Genomic DNA, 18,137 nt, shown 5'->3' on the forward strand with positions numbered 1-18,137 from the left:
TTGCCCAATAGCTTAATTTTTATTTAAACCAATATTTGTTTTTGTAATGCAGAATCGATTTTGTAATTTTAGGTTAATACTTAACTAACCTAAATCCACAATATGAAATCGCATTGTACAACTGATAAATCTTTACCGGGAAACATCACATTAAATTAATCCAGGATTACATTGTGTGTGTTTTATGAATAAAAATAATTTTATTGCTCATTTATCAGGTATCGCATCGTTATCCATTTCGTTAAAGGAAAACCTTTATAAGCTATTGGAAGAAGAAAGCTATAAACCCCGCCAAATTTTATTCTCACCCGGCCAATTAGAGAACAGGCTGTGTTTTATTGAGAAAGGTTTTGCCAGGAATTATTATTATGATGAGCTTGGGCAGGATCATACGGTAAAATTCTGGGGATCAAATGATATCCTTTTATCATACCGGGGCTACTGGAGCCAGCCTGCTTATTACTATACCGAAATAATGGAAGAATCTACCTTAGTATCGCTGAGATATGATGACCTGCGCAGCCTTTTAATTACATTTCCTGAGGCATCTGTACTGGTTAAAACCATTTTGAACCAATACCATGATGAGGAAAACCAAAAACAAAGATTAATTACTTTAAGCGCAGAACAGCGGTTCCAGGAGCTTAGGAAACATAACCGTGCAGTTTTTCAAAAAGTCCCTTTAAAAATAATTGCCTCCTACCTTAACATGAGCCGGGAAACATTAAGCCGGATGATTTCGAAGGATTAAGTCACGTTAACCAACAATTAAATTGTGATAATTAGCTAATTCAATTGTGACTTTTATCACAAATAGCAACTGGTAATTGTCGTAATTTTATTCCTGATACATGCCGCTATGAAAAATATTAAACCAGTAGAAGTTATCTCTGTATTATTAATTATACTATTTACCTATACAGCAACAAGCAAGTTGCTTGAATATGATAAATTCGTTTTTCAGATGAGGCTTGCTCCTGTACCTTATATAATTCCTTTAGCGCCTTTCATTGGTATACTTGTAATATTAGCTGAATTACTAATAGTTGTTGCGTTGTTAACAAAAAAATTTCGTCTCTGGGGTTTATTCGCATCTCTGTTTCTTTTAATATCCTTTGAGATATATATCTCAACAATGTTAATTTCAGGTTTAAATTTACCTTGTTCATGCGGGGGAATTATTTCTTTTATGGGCTGGAAACAACATTTATTTTTTAACGGAGCCTTTATTGTGCTTTGTATTATCGGCATTGTTTTTTGTAAAAAACAAAATGTTTTAAGAGAAGGCCCAGCAGATAACCATAGCCACTTGCAAGATCTTTCGCATACATACTAGAGGGGTGCACCGTTACCCTAAAACGGATTATTCATTATATCAAATTAAAATTATGAAATTTTTTAAAGCAAATTTAATGGCCCTGGCATTAACAATTGGTATCGCAACGGCGTTTGCAAGCAATGCTTATACCAATTATGATAGCAGCAATAAAAAGCCGCCTTCCTATAATTGGGTACAGCAAAATCACGATGGATCAGTTACTATTGGGGGATACACGCTTACTAATGCAACAGTTCCGCAAGCTAAAGCTTATTATGGCTGTTCAGGTGATCAAGCTCCTTGTGCCAGGGCTACAGATCAAGACGGTAATCTTCTGCAAATCTATATTAATAAAACTACATTTTGATTCAGTAAAATATTATCTCAATAAGCCATTTGATAAAGTGGTGTGGCTGTATTTATGTGGCATAATGCTATGTCCCTTTTATAAAATAAAACAAGCCAGGTTTAAAACCCGGCTTGTTTTATTATCAATATTCAATACTTTAAGTTATTTGCTCAAGCAACTTCCCAAGTCCGTTACATATCCATCATTAACAATCAATTGATTCAGTGGGGCAATAACTATACCTATATTGTTCTCCAGTAAGTTTTGTAGTAGGAACAATTACCAGGGCCGATCACACTTCCTTCTCATGCAATGGAACTTAGGATATGAATTAATTAAAATACAAGTTAAATAACAAAGCCGGCCAAATAGTCGGCTTTGTTATTTAATCCTTTATTATTTACTTAAACTACTTCCCAAATCCCTTACATAATCCTCGTCAACATCTCTTGAACCCTGTGAAGCAATAAATACATCGGCATCTCCCGCTAATAGTTTCTTTAGTGTGGTCTTTTTAAGTGAAATCGACTGAGGCTTACTATCTGCGCCTACAAAGTAATAACGGTCTATATCAACATATTCGTCATATTTATGCCCCATTTCAAGTACGCCGTCGGTATGAAAATCAGCACGATTAAGTTTAGTATCTACTTTTTTATAGATCTTGTATCTGGGAGTTGCCAATAAAACTTCTACAAAAGGCTTTCCATTTATTAAAGGTGCATTTTCATAAACATGTGCATGCCCCTTTTTGTCATACAGGCTAAAGCTTTTTATTTGTTGTATAGATACCGAGGCCATTGACTTGCCGTCGTTTGTGTACATAATATTCCCGTTCAATTTATCATAATTGTACATGTTGGTTGTTTCAACTACAAGTGAATCTTTTTTACTGATACCGAAACCCGGCATCCAGTCGTCATATAAATAACGACTTCCCCGCGTAGGCTCAACATTAAAGCCTTCTTTAACAATAGTAACATCACTTCCCCCAAAACCTGCGCCACCGGCGTTAACCGCATTCCGGGTGATAAATAACTGCCTGTTTGTTATAAAAGGAGTTCTTGCAGAAGCATTTGGATCACTTGAATTAAGTGGTACTACGCCTTCGGCAGCAGTGCCAGCGGGCAACACCACTTTTACATTTGTTTTATTATCAAGCTTAATTGTTGTGTTCTTATAATTACCCGCCATTATCTGCAACGATGACGCAGGGTCGGCATTAAGCATGAATGTGCCTGTCGAATCAGCGTAAGTTGCATAGTTGTGCTGCACATCACGTACAAAAGCGTAAGGAACGGGCTGCCCCCCTTCGTTATTTACAGTTCCGCTAACAACAACCGTTTGCCCAAAAGTAAAAGAGCTTATAAGTAAAAATAGTCCCCCGGGAATAAAAAATTTCATATTGTGTCTGATAAAGTTTAAATATTAAAGGTAAAAAATTTAATTCTAATAAAGGTCCTATTATAGGATTAAAAAGGCATCTGCATAATTACTCGGTAAAAAAATTGTTACAAAGTTATTGCAGGTATGTAATTAAAATTTTATAAAATTACCTGTTAAGCTTATTATCGTCAAGAGAGTTGCAATTAATGGCAAAGGCGATAAATCATTTTTTTTACTGACTTAAATTATAATTGAGATCTCTTAAATACGAGTCGTCGATATCCTTTCCGCCATGTGCAGCTATAAATTTATCAGCATCGCCGCCAAATAATTTTTTTATCGTGCTTTTTTTGAGAGAAATGGATTGTGGCTGCCCGTCAGGAAGCTTAACAAAGTAATATTTTGCCTCATCAGTATACTCATCATACTTATGTCCTGACTCAATAACTCCGTCTGTATGAAAATTGGCTCTCACCAGTTTAGTTTCAGTTCTTTTGTATACCCTGTATTTTGGTGAGCTAACCAACACCTGCACAAAGGGTTTATTATATACAGCCGGCGCATTTTCAAATGTAAGCGGGTATGGTTCGCCGGTATAAAGGCTGATAGTTTTAATGTGGGCCTTGTCAATCCTGAACACAGAAACCTTATCGCGGGTAAATAAAATATCCCCATCCATCTTATCGTAGTTATACAAGTTATTTGCGTCATAAAGCAATGAATCGCCCGTACCGGTTGCAAAGCCGTGTACCCAATTGTTAAACAGGTAGCGGCTGCCTCTTGTAGGTTCCTGGTTAAATCCTTCCTGAACCTTTTGCGAATAACCAGTTTGGTTAGACACAGGCTGGCTGTTCAAAAAATCAATGATGTTTTGTGTTTGTGAGGAAGAAGCCGAAGTGTTTGAATTTCCGGCAGAAGAGCTACCGCCCTTTGTCATTACAACAGCTATGCTTCTTTTACCGTCTATTTTAACATTGGCATCGCTATAACCTGGCGCAATTGCAATAAGTGATGATGCGGGGTCAGCCATTAAAATAAACGCACCTGTCGAATCAGCAAAAGTGGCATAAAAGTGTTGTCCATCCCGAACAAATGCAAGTGGTACGGGCTGCCCCTGTTGATCTTTTATAGTTCCGGTTATTGATATGGTTTGACTAAAACAGGTTGTACACAACAATAGCATGTAAAAGAAAAAGTTGATGATTTTCATACGGATGAGATTGCTTTAAAATAACCTGTTTAAATCACGCCTTAAACAAATAAATTACTGTTTATTAAGCATATAACGATAAAATGGCTGTAAAATTTTGATACAAAAAATATAAAAGAAAAAAATCAGAAGTGTTTTTGCAGTGAAAATAATGCAAAAAAGAGCTACAAAAAAGGGCCCGATAATATCAGGCCCTTTATATAAAAATTCACTCAATTTTTATTGTTTTACCAGTTTCACGTTCAAAATTCGTGGTGCACCCGTATTGTATGCAAAATGAAGATCGAAAGTTTTGGTTGCAGGATCATATGTGTTGGTTAAACCAGCCGGAACGAACACAGTCTGAGCTGTACTTGATGGGGTAACAGTATTGTCCGGATTCACAGTCAGGCTTAAATCAGCATGTAAATCTGCCAACGCCGGGCCGTTTATCGAAGTAGCGCCCGAAGTAGTCATTTCCACGTCATAATCAAACGTAAACGTACCTAATGTAGGGTGGATCCTAGTACCGGAAGCATGATATGTACCGTCGTATTTATTTTTAACGCCCAATACACAAAGAATTGTATCCGTTCCAACCTTTTTACTCATGCCGCCAAAGTTTGTAATTGCTAAATATAAAGCATATTTCTTTGAAGGATCAAATTGCGATCCGTCAACATTAAGCACATAGTTTTTTGCAAAAACACCTGCTGCGAAGTTCATAGTTATTCCGTCTGCAGCAGTGGTAATAGTCGCGTCAGTAGCCTGTGTAGCTAACGCAGCAGGAATTGCGGTGTAGGTTGTACTGTTAGCAGCGTTATAATCATCAATTGACAACGATTTTATTGTAACCGTAATTGCTTTTTGATTATCTGCAGTATTTGCAGCATCTCTTCTAAGAATAAACATGTTTACAGGTACAACAGTTGTAAAAGGCTGGAAATACTGGGCCTTTACCGGGCCTCCGTCTATGTAAACATAGGATTTTCCTGATTGACCAGTTTCTGTGGTATTGTCAAACGCATCTTTACGGCACGAGCTGAAAATTAACATCAGCGAGCAACCAAGAAACATATATTGTAAAAATTTCTTTTTCATTTTTTTATTTTTTAAATGTTTTTTAAACTATCACAGGTTCGTATCAATATGTTATACCTGCCTGTGATAGTTTCACATATATCTATCTCAATGCTTTTTACTTACTTTCCTAATCCCGGATCCCACCATACAAGGTTATCCTGGGAGTCAGTACCTGGGTTAAGTCCTGTTTCTCTTGCTACCGCTGCCTTAACGCCATTAGGGTTAGTGGTGCTCTCAGCAATGGCATAAGTAAACCTTCTAACAATTTGCTTTGATGTATTTGACGCATACGTCGTTGGTACAAGCGCAGGTGAACTTGTTTTACGCCATACATTCCATGCCATATGACCGTTAGGATATGATGCGATCCATTGTTGAACAGCAATGTTAACCCCATTTGTTGTTTTGTACCCGGTTGCTGCTGCTGAAATAGCAACCTTCGCGTTAGTGAAATAGCCCGCCGGTGGAGCATCAACACCCCATTGCTCAAATGATCTCTTAATACCATCCTGGTAATTAGTAACCATGTTTGTAACAGGGATCCAACCAATATTGGCACCTTCTGCAAGGGCCAATAAAACTTCAGAAGCTGTAATAACAGGAACTGTTTCACCTGCACCATTGGTACGGTAATCAGCTCTTAAAACAAGCGCCCAGGTAGGGTTAGCAGTTATGAAAGCTAAAACCGGGGTACGGTCAAGTCCAGCCGGGATACCTATGTTTGATGTCTCTATACCACCGGTTGTTTGCTTAGGATCAGAAAATGAGCCGCCGAAAGGAACCGTACGGCCGTCATTCAAAGTTGCTGTCATGTCAGTCATGGTTTTACTTTCACCAACGTCAGTTCTGCCATTGTACAGGTTGTACCATGGTGAGTTGTATGAACCGCCGCCCGGGTAAACTAAGGTAAAGTTATCTGCATTGTCGGTGATCAAAGCTGAAGCTGACGCTTCAACAAATGCTGCTTTAGCAAAGTCATTACCTGGAGCCCGTGATGCCTGGATAGCAATAAGCAATTTTAAAGAGTTTGCCATTTTTTTCCATTTAGCCGCACTGCCACCGTAGTACAGGTCTCCCGGTACAGTTCCACCGTCCATTGATGCCACTGCAGCGGTTAATGTAGTTAACAAGCCTTTATAAATATCCTCTTGTTTATCATAGGCAGGAGTGATAGACTTAATACCCAGCAATGCCTGACTATAAGGAACATCGCCAAAACTATCAGTAAGTACCCAGAATACGTATGATTGCAAAATTTTTGCAACTGCTACTGAGTTTTTATCCTGGTTTAAGTTAATAACGTTCTGTAAATCATACAGCGTACCGTTATAAGTACCTGTAAAATCTGTTTGCGGGTTAGTATATAACGAAGTGCCGGGATATTGAGATTCAGAAAAATACTGTGCATAATAGCCACTATTTATTGAATAAGCATTGGTTGATGCATAGTTGGCTACGCTCAATTCTGCGCTTGCCAGCAATGCCGACACAACCGGTGTACTAGTTGCTCCGGGGTCAATGTTCGTTTTCCCAAAATCATTTGGTTTTTTACAACTCGCGGCTCCCCATAAGGTAAGCGTTGCAAGTGTATATATATATATCTTTTTCATTTTTTTAAATATCTAATTTATTTAACAATCTAAACCTCTCAGAAACCTACTCTTAGGTTAAATCCAAAACCTCTTGTACCTGGCAACTGTCCTGATTCACCCTGTACAGCGCTGATCTGCGATGGATCGAAGTCTTTAGTTTTAGCATAGATCAGCCAAAGGTCATGTGCCTGCAGTTGGATAGTTGCATTTTTTATAGCACCGCCAATTCCCCATTTCTTAACCGGGATACGGTAAGAAATACCTGCTTCACGTAGTTTAATATAGCTAAGGCTATATATAAACTCATCTAAAGTGTTATTGTTAAAGTTGTTATGATAGTAATCATAAGCACTAACATACATACTAACTGGTTTACCTGTAGCATCAACACCAACCTGGTGAATACCACCTCCATCAGCAACTGCATCACGAACAGGATTACCTTTATCGTTTAACACTGCAGTACGATAAGTTACACCGCTGAATGATCCGAATGCATCAGATAATGAGGCAAATTTACCACCAAACTGATAATCGATATTGAAGTTAACTGCAAAATCCTTTAAGAAGGTAAATGTGTTTTGGATACCACCTGTATGTTTTGGCAATACGCTACCGAAGTAAACAGCTTTGTTTTGCTGGTAAAACCCGTTAGCATCAAGGATAGGAACACCTGATGCATTACGCAGGATACCACCGCCGAATAACTGGCCCCATGCCATTCCTTCTTTTTGTACGAGGTAAGGCAGATTGGTAAAAGTTACGTTAGCACCGGGAACAACAATCTGGCTTACACCATATTTAGGGCTGATGGTAACCACTTTATCCTGTAAAAGGTTTTCATAGCTTAAGGTTATGTTCCATGAGAAACTTGGAAGCTTTACAGCATAAGCGTTAGCAGTTATGTCAATACCTTTTTTAGATACTAAACCAAAGTTGGTTAAGATACTGTTGAAACCGCTGGCTCCGTTAACGGTGATACTTTGAGGAATGTCTTTTTCGTTACCCCAAAAATAAGTACCTGTTAAACCAAACCTGTCATTCAGAAATCTCAAATCGATACCCAATTCCTGCTGTGTTACCACTGAACCATGGATCTGAGGGTCAACATAAGCATCAGGTGTAGACATTAATAACTGGCCATTGTAGGTGTTTGAATTTACAGTATACGCTAATCCGGGATACCTGTAAGCACCAAATGTTTCGTTAGTAAGACCCAAAGCTTTAGGGATCTGACCGTAGGTAGCTCTTAATTTACCATAAGATAACCATGGTGTTTGGTCTTTTAGCAAATCGCTGAACACAAATGACACACCTGCTGATTTTGATAATACAGCATTGTTGTTCTGCGGTAAAGTTGAGAACCAATCGTTACGCAAAGAACCTTCAAGAAAAAGCAGGTCTTTCCAGCCTAATGATAAACGACCCAGTACAGCGTTATATTTTTCCCTTATTCTTGTGTTTATAAGTGTTGGCGGGCCTGCACCGTTATTAACAGTGTACAAGTAAGGAATTATTAAACCTGCAGTGGTTGAAGTTTGTACTGAATTGTCTTTATAAGTATAATTATAAGTATCAGTACCTAAATTAGCACTAATGTTAAAGTCTTTTATCTTTTTGTTATAAGTACCTAAAAACTCGTAGTTTTCGCGGTTTGAATAAGTGTTTTGAGTGTAGTAATTGGCGTGAATACCAGTTTGCACCGCACTAATTTCTAACTCTGTAGGAGCGATATTTTCTGTATAAGTATTAGCCTGTTGCTTACGATAAGTAGCCCTGAAGCTTAAATCGTTATTTACTTTGTAAGTAAATGCTACGTTACCATACAGACGATCGCGGTTGTTATATCTTTTTAACAAATCCTGGTAAGTATAATAATTGTACCAGTAGTTACCGCCATAAAATGCAGTTGGGTTGGCAGCGTTAAATGCTCCGGGATCATTGTGGTTCCAGCTTGCATACTGGCCAGGGCCATATTGCAGGCCTCTCAGTTCTTTCATGATACCCATGTCCAAATCGCGGTGGAACCATTGGGTCATACCACCAGCAGTTTGGTTAGCGTAACCATCCTGGTTTTGATCACCATTCAGCTTTTGATTAACATAGTTAATATTTGCTGATAAAGAGAAGTGCTTGCTCAGATCATAGTTATAGTTCAGGTTCAGCGTATTCCTTTTCAGGTCCTGGTCAGGAATAATACCTCTTTGGTAAATGTTACCATATGATAATTTAAAGCTGTAATCGTCTCCTGCTTTATTAAAAGTAACACTGTTATCAAGCAAAGTACCTGTTTGATAGAAACTTTTAGCATTGTTAGGTTGTGGAGTCCAGGAAGCAGTTTTATATGAATACTGAGAACCACCATACCATGCATACCATGGAATATACTCCTGCCCAACCATTTTAGGGCCCCAACTGCTATCGTCAGAATAGTCAGGCCAGTATTTGCCGTTTAGGGCTTTCCATGCTTCAGGATCGCCTGCCTTCCAAACATATTGATTGAAGTTGGCATTCGCACCACCACCATAAGTATCCTGGTAACGTGGTAATATGTAAGCCTTGTCAAATGTAGCACCTAACTTTAAATCAATATTAAGACCACCATTCTTTTTAGCTTTAGCAGTAGTGATAACGATTGCACCGTTTGCACCCTGTGAACCTAACAAAGCCGCTGCTGCCGCACCTTGCAATACGGTAACGCTTTCAATATCGTCAACGTTTAAGTCATCTGCGTTTGGAAGGATCGTACCGTCAACAACGTAAAGAGCTCCTGAACCTGAACCGAAGCCAGATGCACCGCGAAGCCTTACTTCTGTGTTACGACCTAAGTTTGCAGCAGATTGGCTGCGAACCTGAACACCTGCAACCTTACCGGCCAAAGCGTTGTTAATGTTTGGCTGGCGTACAGTGTTAAGCTCAGTAGCGGTAACCACCTGCGCAGAGTTTGAATTTGAACGCGAGGTTTGCTTGATGCCGTAACCGGTTGTAACCACAACCTCTTTTAGTTCTCTGGCATTTGTTTCAAGCGAGGCATTTATAACATCAGTTGCCCCGATTGGAGAAACGATCCTGTTAAAGCCTACAAATGTAAATGCTAATGATTTTGCCGTTGCCGGCACTTTGATGGTAAATTTACCATAATCGTTGGTTTGAGTACCAACTTGAGTTCCGGGTACTGTAACACTTACCCCAGGAAGCGGCAGGCCGTCATCCTTTGAAGTAACTGTACCAGTAATTGTTCGATTTTGTGCAAATGCCTGTGTTATACATAACACCAGGAAACACAAACTTACTAGTAAAAGTTTTTTCATTTCGTTAATAATAAGATCAGTTAATAGTTAATTAATCATAAAAGTAGTGTTACATTATCAAATTGTCAAGCAAAATCTTAAAAAACATTGCTTTTTTTTAAAATAAAGTGCACTTTAAGTATAAATGTAATATTTTTAGTACTATGTATTGCATAATACAATTTAAAACATATATCTTTGCAGTATGATTGTTGAAAACACACAAACCCAAATGCGGAAAGGAATACTGGAGTATTGCATTCTTTCCATAATAGCAAAGGGAGAAACATACGCATCAGACATAATTTCTGAGCTAAAAAAAGCCCAATTGCTTGTAGTTGAGGGTACTCTGTATCCTTTGCTCACCCGTTTAAAAAACAATGGCCTGCTTACTTATAACTGGGTTGAGTCAACTTCAGGGCCACCCCGCAAGTATTATATCTTATCTGACGAGGGCAAAAATGTGCTGGCGCAGTTGGATAAGACCTGGGAGGAACTATTATTTGCTGTACAAACAGCTATTGGGAACAAAAAATAAAAAAACCTGAAATTATTGTCATCATGAACAAAACCATTATAATAAATATTAACGGGATCGTCTTCCACATCGAAGAGGATGCCTACGAAATACTGAAAAATTACATGACGGAGGTAAAACGTCATTTCTCAAACTCGGCAGATAGTCTGGAGATAACAACCGATATTGAAAACCGCATTGCTGAAATGTTTACCGAGGCGCTTGAAAAAGAAAACAAGCAGGTTATTGTTGAACAGGATGTTAACCGCATTGTTGAGCAAATGGGAACCGTTGCCGATTTTGAAAATGCCGAGGGCGAAAGCCGTAGCCAATCTGCGGCTTATGCATACAATACCGAAGGCCGCAGGCTGTTCCGTGATCCTGACGACCATTTGGTTGCCGGCGTGTGCTCGGGCATTGCAAATTACTTTGATATCGACGCCGTTTGGATAAGGCTTGCCTTTGCATTATTTACGCCAATAGGCGGCACCGGCTTTTTGCTATACATTATATTATGGATTGTTGTGCCTAAAGCTGTTACCCGCGCCGATAAAATGGCCATGAAAGGCGAAAAGCAAAACCTAAAGGGTTTTAAAAAGAACTTTGAAGATGAATTAAGCTCTGTTCGCCAAAATCTTTCAAACTTTGGCCACGAGGCAAAACCTTTTGTATATAAAGCCCGCGACTTTGTAGGTGATTTTTTTCATCACTTAGGGATATTTTTTAACGGGGCCGGAAGGGTGCTTATTAAACTGCTGGGCGTTGCTATATTGCTGGCCGCTTTTGCCGCTGCTATTTTCCTGGTGGTGGTATTTATTGGCACTATCGGGTTTGGCGCTGAATTTGGCGACAATATGCTCCCATTCCGAATGGCTTCAAGTGAGCTTGCTGATAACATTTTAACAGCCGGCTTCCTCACGGCTTTAATTCCCGTTATAACCATTATACTGTTAACCATTAAAGGCATTTTTAATGTAGGCAGCATCGGCAAATCAACAGGTACTGTTTTATTGGTGCTTTGGCTGTGCTCATTGGGCATGCTTATATTTTATGCTATTAAAATCGCTTCGAATTTCAGAGAACAGGCCAGCTTTACCGAAACCGTTAATTTAAAGCCAACAAAAAACAACACCTATTACCTGAAGCTGAACGATATAAAATATTTTTCGCACGAGGACAGCGTGCGGCTTGATATTAAAAACCACTTCCGTAACATGGTAGTTACCGATGAAAATTACAACGGCTTTCACGGCGAGCCGCGCAGCGTTACCTTATATATTGAAAAAAGTGATGTTAATTACCCGGTGCTTGAAGAATCATTCAGAGCAAGCGGCTACAATTATGAGGCGGCTTTATTTAATGCCCGCAACACCTCCTATATTTTTGCACAGCAGGATACTGTTTTAAAGTTTGATTATACCCTGCGCAAAAGGCCAAAAATTTTATGGCATGCCGAAGAGGTGGTGTTAACCTTAAAGTTACCGTTAAATGCAAAAGTTATAATTGACCAAAAGCTTGACCGTTATTTACAGGATGTTAATTTATATGATTGCCGCAATTTGAATAAAACAGATAACAAAGCTACATTTTCAATATTCAACATGACTGACAACGGGCTGCAATGTAAAGTTGACACCCTGGTAACAGCAAAAAAGGATAGCGTTAGGAAAGATAGTATTAAAACAGATAGCGTGAATATAGCGCAATAAAAATTAGCAGCTGGCAGTTGGCAGTTTTGGGAGAATAAACCTGGAACTGCCAATTTTTTTGTAACAACTGCAAACCGCTTGCTGAAACTGAAATCTATTGACCGATAAAAACCGGCGATTGACCGATGAAAACAATCCACTGACCAAAAAATTGAGATAAGATGTAACCTTAAACCCTCTTTTTGCATCTTATACATAACAATACAAATTTTAAGCGGCTAACAGGTAACCGTATTCGGTTATCATTTAAAAATGGGGCAATGCTCTTATGGAATGCTATTGCCCGGAAAATACGAACAAAAAACTAACACACTATGAAATAAACTACACCTATATAATATATAACACTTTAACGGCCTGGTAAGTAACCGGGGAACTCAAAAACTTAACTAACAAATTTAAAAAGATCAACATTCTTTAATGGGCAAGCTATTGCCTGAAATTAACATAACCATGAGATCCATCACTATAAGAATATTAACTATAATGCTGTTTACAATTGCGGGTATATCGGCAGGATATGCCCAGCCCTCAAAATCATCAGCGAAAATTACGGGCGCGCTGCTTGATGAAAAAAGTAAGCCTGTGGATTATGCCACCGTAACCCTGCTTAACGCTGCCGACTCATCAGTTGTTAAAGGTACATTGAGCAATGATGCCGGCGCTTATGTATTTGACCATATTACTACAGGCACCTATATTATAAAGGCTACCGTTGTAGGATATGAAAAAGCTGTAAGCAAACCCTTTACCGTAACCGAAGGCGCAACGGTTACCGTTCCCGAATTAAAAATGCAGCAGGTAAGACATGCTTTAAACACAGTTACCATTACGGCAGCAAAACCGCTGATTGAGCACAAGGTTGACCGTACTGTAATGAATGTTGAAAACAGCGTGCTTGCAGCCGGTAATACTGCCCTTGAAATATTGGAACGCGCCCCGGGGGTTTCTATTGATAAAGATGACAATATCAGTATTAAGGGAAAACAAGGTGTTACGGTGATGATAAATGATAAGCTTACTTATCTTACTTCTACACAGCTGGCTACTTTGTTAAGATCAACCGATGGCACAACTATTCAGTCTATCGAAATAATTACCAACCCTTCTGCAAAATATGATGCCGCGGGTAATTCGGGTATTATAAATATCAAGCTTAAAAAAAATAAGCAAACAGGCACCAATGGCAGTGTAACGCTTGGTGCTGCTTACGGCAATACTTTTAAGAATAACGAAAATATAACGTTAAACCATAAACAAGGCAACCTGAATGTATTTGGCTCTTTTAGTCATGACGACCGTAAACGGGAGCATACACTTGACATAAAAAGAATTGTAACAGACAGCACAGGCGCGAAAACTTATTTTAACCAGTTTTCATCCATACCGAATGATAATCATAATAACAGCTACCGCCTGGGCGCTGATTATGATATCAGCAGCAAAAACACTGTTGGCTTTTTGGTGAATGGCTATTTTAACACCGAGCAAGATGATAATACTAATAAAACATTTATAGGCACTCAGCCAAATGTTGTAAATTCCTATCAAACTACAACTTCGCAAATCCACCAAACCTATAATAACATTGCCCTTAACCTTAATGACAGGTATAAGATAGATACCGCCGGGCAGGAACTTGCTATTGATTTAGATTATTCGAAATTTAAAAACAACTCCACTGCACACTACGATACCTATTTTTATTTACCTGACGGCAGCTCAATGGCGCCGCCTTTATTTTTACGCAACCAAACGCCATCGGTTATTACTATCCGTACCGCCAAAGTTGATTATACCTATCCTATTAATAAAGTACTTAAGCTGGAAACCGGGTTTAAGCTGAGTGATGTAAAAACAGATAATAATTTGCAGGCCCAAAAACAGGTAAACGGCAGCTTCATAAATGATACTACACTCACCAACAGGTTTGTTTATACCGAAAAGGTTGATGCTGTGTATGTAAACCTGAGCCAGAATTATAAAAACTTTTCGATACAAACAGGGTTAAGGGGAGAATATACCAGCTCTATTGGCGATTTGATAACTAACAACCAGGTTGTTAAGCGCCATTATTTTGATCTTTTCCCAAGCATTTTTATAACCCAAACGCTTAATGACAAAAATGAACTAGGTTTATCATACAGTCGCCGGATTGACAGGCCGGGGTATGATGACCTTAACCCTTTTGTATATTACCTGGATCAATATACTTATCAAAAAGGTAATCCTTTCTTAAACCCGCAATACACTAATAACTTCGAGTTTAATTACACCTATAATAAATCAATTACATTAACATTGGGCTACAGCCATACATCAGGAGCAATAACCCAGATCTTATTGACCGACCCGGTAAGCAAAGCTACCTATCAAACTAATTTAAACCTGCAAAGCCAGAATAATTATAACGTAAACCTTTATGCCCCATACACCATAGCAAAATGGTGGACAGGTAATGTTAATGCAACAAGCTTTTACCTGGGCTTTAAAGCCGACACGCTTTTAGGCGGCAAACTTAATAGGGGTAAGTGGGCTTACCAGTTACGGGCTACACAAACTTTCCTGGTAGCAAAAGGGTATAAGGTTGAATTAACAAACTTCTACAACTCGGCATTAACTTATGGCATTTTTGACGTAAAGCGCCAATATTCAACCGATGCGGGTATCAGCCATTCATTTGCTAATAAAAAAGCTAACATAAAGCTTTCTATGAGCGATATATTTAATTCCCGCAGAAACGACGTTACCAGCTATTATCAAACCAATAACCTTGACATCAAACAAAAAAATGAAAGCCGGGTAACCCGCTTAACTTTTACCTACAATTTTGGTAACAATAAAATAAAGGTACGTGAGCACCAAAGCGGCGCCGATGACGAAAAAGGAAGAGTGAAGGGAAATTAGGATGAAGTTGGCAGTGGGCAGTTTGCAGTGGGCAGTTTTAAAAAGGCAAGCAGTTTGCAGTGAGTATTTTTATGACACTGCAAACTGTTCATTTATTTACAATTTACCAAATCTGCTACTGCAAACTGGCAGCTGCCCACTGCCAACTTCCCCTATTGCCCTACCATAAACACGGCGTTGCTTAATAACAATTTTCCGTTTTCCCAAAAACTGCGGAACACCGGATCATCAACCATATATATTACTGAGCCGCGGCCCATTGATTGTACACCAAGCAGCAGACCGTCTTTAATTTTCTCTTTGCTTTTTTGCCCAACAAAGCCTGATACAAGGCCATCTTTTTTTACTGTACCCACATTCCAGCCGTCCTCACCCAAAAAATCATAAATATCATCGCTCAGCTTTATGGAATAATAATAGTTTGGCAAGCCGAAACCAAGCGGATGCGTATTATCAAGGTTTAATTTATAAATAGCACCCGGAACACTTGAACGGAGGGCGTCACGATCACGGGAGTCATATAATAATATAGGCTGCTCCTTGCTTTTTTCGTCGGCTTTGTCATCTTTCTTTTCTTCCTTTTTCTTTAGCATAAAGCCTTTTTTATCAACCAGCTGTGCTACCGCATTCTGGATAGCTATCAGCTTACCGCCATCACGAATCCAGCTCGTTAATTTATCCGACGGAAAGCCATCATAATCACCATCAGGAAATATGGCTACATCAAAATCGGCAAGCCGGGCCCGGCTCAAATCACTATAGCGCACCAATGTAATAGGGTACCCGATCTGCTGTTCAAAAAAGTGCCATATTTCGCCCATCGCTTCTGACGATACATCATCGCCCGCGGCAAGCATCACCTTTGGCTGGCGGATATACCTGATAACATCCGACCCCAGATCATTTCCCTTTTCAACAAAACCCGATGCAAGGGGGGTAAGGTCCTGGTTAAGTTCTGTAGCTATGCGGGCAATTGTTTGATCAAAGTCGCCCCGGTCATTTCCCGCTCTCGTGATCAGTAGTGATCCGGCTGCAAATTTTTTGCCGGCCGCCTGGAAGGGTCTTTCGGAATAGCGCACTTTAATGCCACTTTTTAATAATGCTGATAAAAACCTTACATCATTAACCGACTGCCAGGTTGATACATATGCATAAGCATGCGTATTAACCAGCACCTGTGGTTTTGCGGCGCTAAAAGTTGATGAAGCAGGCTTTAATGATTCTTTTACAGCATAAGCCTTTAACCCATATACATAAGGGAGCGACCACGCTGTAATATCATAAGTATTTGAATCAGTCACAAAAGTTTTGGGCTCAAGCAATACATCTAACAATACAGACTTTGGCTGATAGGCATTTATGATCAGATCATTAGGGCTAACATTATACTGTTCGATTTTCCCGGTTGTATAATTATACCCGGTAACACTGTTTTTTAATCCAAACCCATATTGAATGCCGTTCCTATCCAATAGTTTGGTTAATGCATTTACCTTATCAACATTGTCATTTTCAATAATATAAGTTTTGTATTCGCCAGGAGGATTGGTGCGGCTTTTGTCATAAAACTTTTTAAACTCATCCAAAAGCTTTTGCGAATAAGCAGATGTCGACTCCACCGTGCTTAAACCGGTTGAATGATGATGTGCAACCCTTTGAGCCAGCGTTAATGTATCACCGCTGCGGGTAAGTACAGCCAGGCCGGCACCTATCCCACCCTGCTCGTAGGTCATCCCGATAGAGCCATTGTATATAGGATAGGTATCGCCGTAAGATGGATATAACAGGTCAAATTCCTGCTTGGTAAAATACAGCCAGCCATTCTGGTCGAAGTATTTTGCATTGTTTTTACCAATTGTAGTTTGCATTTCGCGCTGCCACGGCGTAATAACCTTATGAAAGGGCTCGGCTGCCGGGGCAAAATAGTAGGGTGCATTATAGCCCTGTTCGTGGTAATCAACATGTACTTCGGGCAGCCACTGGTTAAATAATGCCAGGCGTGCCTGCGTCTCCTTTTGGGTTTGCCATGCCCAATCGCGGTTAAGGTCGAAATAATAATGGTTTATCCTGCCACCCGGCCATGGCTCGGCATGCTCGCGCGCGTATGGGTTAGCATCCGGCGCGGCCCCCTTTACTGAATTATAAAAATTTACATAACGGTCGCGCCCATCAGGGTTTAAGCAGGGGTCAATAACAACTACGGTATTTTTTAACCAGGGCTGTGTAAGCGTATTTGACGGATCGATCAGGTCATACAAAGTCCACATTGCAGCCTCAGACGATGCCGGCTCATTACCATGTACGTTATAACTTAACCAACATATTACAGGAGTGTTAGAAGAAGTGGCAGTGGCAGTTTTAGGATTACTGCTACTGCCGCTACTTCCTGCTACTTTATTTAAACCTGCCACTGATTCTAATCCCGCTAACCTTAAATTATTCCGGCGGATCTCTTCCAGCCGGCCAATGTTTCCATCAGATGCAATGAACATAGCCAAAAGCGGCCTGCCTTCGTTAGTTGAGCCATACTGAACCAGCTTTACATTTTTTGATGCCTGGGCTATGTATTTAAAATACTCCACAATTTTATAATGCGGAGTAAACTGTTCCCCTAATTTATAGCCTAAAAACTTTTCCGGCGATTGGATCCCCTGTGCAAAAGCAGTACAAAACGCACTTAATAAAATAAATAACAGGAGTAACTTTTTTATCATGGATGAAGACTAAGTACAGGCTAATATAAAATTAAAAAACGAATAATGTGAAATTGCAGCTTTCATTGGGGCTAAAACCCAAT

At 39.5% G+C, this 18,137-nt stretch carries 12 protein-coding genes; 6 read left to right on the forward strand and 6 right to left on the reverse strand.

Annotated elements, in window-relative coordinates; all coding sequences use genetic code 11:
* Positions 1-184 precede the first annotated feature (184 nt).
* The 3 genes from JWQ54_RS01965 (at position 185) to JWQ54_RS01975 (ending at position 1,685) form a co-directional block, all read left to right on the forward strand.
* Positions 185-751 (forward strand): Crp/Fnr family transcriptional regulator, encoded by a 567-nt coding sequence (locus JWQ54_RS01965; RefSeq protein WP_299579394.1) that lies wholly within the window; start codon positions 185-187, stop codon positions 749-751.
* A 108-nt stretch (positions 752-859) separates the two neighbouring features.
* Positions 860-1,336 carry a MauE/DoxX family redox-associated membrane protein gene (locus JWQ54_RS01970; RefSeq protein WP_299579397.1) on the forward strand — a complete coding sequence of 159 codons (477 nt, stop codon included), beginning with the start codon at positions 860-862 and terminating at the stop codon, positions 1,334-1,336.
* 52 nt (positions 1,337-1,388) lie between these two features.
* On the forward strand, positions 1,389-1,685 hold the full coding sequence (locus JWQ54_RS01975; protein ID WP_299579400.1) for a DUF6520 family protein: 297 nt from the start codon (positions 1,389-1,391) through the stop codon (positions 1,683-1,685).
* A gap of 378 nt (positions 1,686-2,063) precedes the next feature.
* On the opposite strand, the gene JWQ54_RS01980 is transcribed toward JWQ54_RS01975, so the two are convergent.
* From JWQ54_RS01980 to JWQ54_RS02000, 5 genes are all read right to left on the reverse strand, one after another.
* Positions 2,064-3,071 (reverse strand): hypothetical protein, encoded by a 1,008-nt coding sequence (locus JWQ54_RS01980; RefSeq protein WP_299579403.1) that lies wholly within the window; start codon positions 3,069-3,071, stop codon positions 2,064-2,066.
* 214 nt (positions 3,072-3,285) lie between these two features.
* Complete coding sequence (locus JWQ54_RS01985) at positions 3,286-4,263, reverse strand: carboxypeptidase-like regulatory domain-containing protein (RefSeq protein WP_299579406.1); 978 nt, start codon at positions 4,261-4,263, stop codon at positions 3,286-3,288.
* A gap of 219 nt (positions 4,264-4,482) precedes the next feature.
* Complete coding sequence (locus JWQ54_RS01990) at positions 4,483-5,343, reverse strand: DUF4361 domain-containing protein (RefSeq protein WP_299579409.1); 861 nt, start codon at positions 5,341-5,343, stop codon at positions 4,483-4,485.
* Between the two features lie 101 nt (positions 5,344-5,444).
* Complete coding sequence (locus JWQ54_RS01995; protein WP_299579412.1) at positions 5,445-6,935, reverse strand: SusD/RagB family nutrient-binding outer membrane lipoprotein; 1,491 nt, start codon at positions 6,933-6,935, stop codon at positions 5,445-5,447.
* A 38-nt stretch (positions 6,936-6,973) separates the two neighbouring features.
* Positions 6,974-10,228 (reverse strand): SusC/RagA family TonB-linked outer membrane protein, encoded by a 3,255-nt coding sequence (locus JWQ54_RS02000; RefSeq protein ID WP_299579414.1) that lies wholly within the window; start codon positions 10,226-10,228, stop codon positions 6,974-6,976.
* A 184-nt stretch (positions 10,229-10,412) separates the two neighbouring features.
* On the opposite strand from JWQ54_RS02000, the gene JWQ54_RS02005 reads away from it, so the two are divergent.
* From JWQ54_RS02005 to JWQ54_RS02015, 3 genes are all read left to right on the forward strand, one after another.
* On the forward strand, positions 10,413-10,745 hold the full coding sequence (locus JWQ54_RS02005; RefSeq protein WP_299579416.1) for a PadR family transcriptional regulator: 333 nt from the start codon (positions 10,413-10,415) through the stop codon (positions 10,743-10,745).
* 23 nt (positions 10,746-10,768) lie between these two features.
* The gene (locus JWQ54_RS02010; protein WP_299579419.1) at positions 10,769-12,433 is read left to right on the forward strand and encodes a PspC domain-containing protein; all 1,665 of its coding nucleotides are present in this window, start codon (positions 10,769-10,771) and stop codon (positions 12,431-12,433) included.
* A gap of 453 nt (positions 12,434-12,886) precedes the next feature.
* Positions 12,887-15,340 (forward strand): outer membrane beta-barrel family protein, encoded by a 2,454-nt coding sequence (locus tag JWQ54_RS02015; RefSeq protein WP_299579422.1) that lies wholly within the window; start codon positions 12,887-12,889, stop codon positions 15,338-15,340.
* Positions 15,341-15,492: 152 nt separating this feature from the next.
* Here JWQ54_RS02015 and JWQ54_RS02020 read toward each other — a convergent pair whose 3' ends face one another.
* The gene (locus JWQ54_RS02020; protein WP_299579424.1) at positions 15,493-18,054 is read right to left on the reverse strand and encodes a M14 family metallopeptidase; all 2,562 of its coding nucleotides are present in this window, start codon (positions 18,052-18,054) and stop codon (positions 15,493-15,495) included.
* Positions 18,055-18,137: the final 83 nt, after the last annotated feature.

The organism is Mucilaginibacter sp. (assembly GCF_028288225.1).
Taxonomy (GTDB): domain Bacteria; phylum Bacteroidota; class Bacteroidia; order Sphingobacteriales; family Sphingobacteriaceae; genus Mucilaginibacter.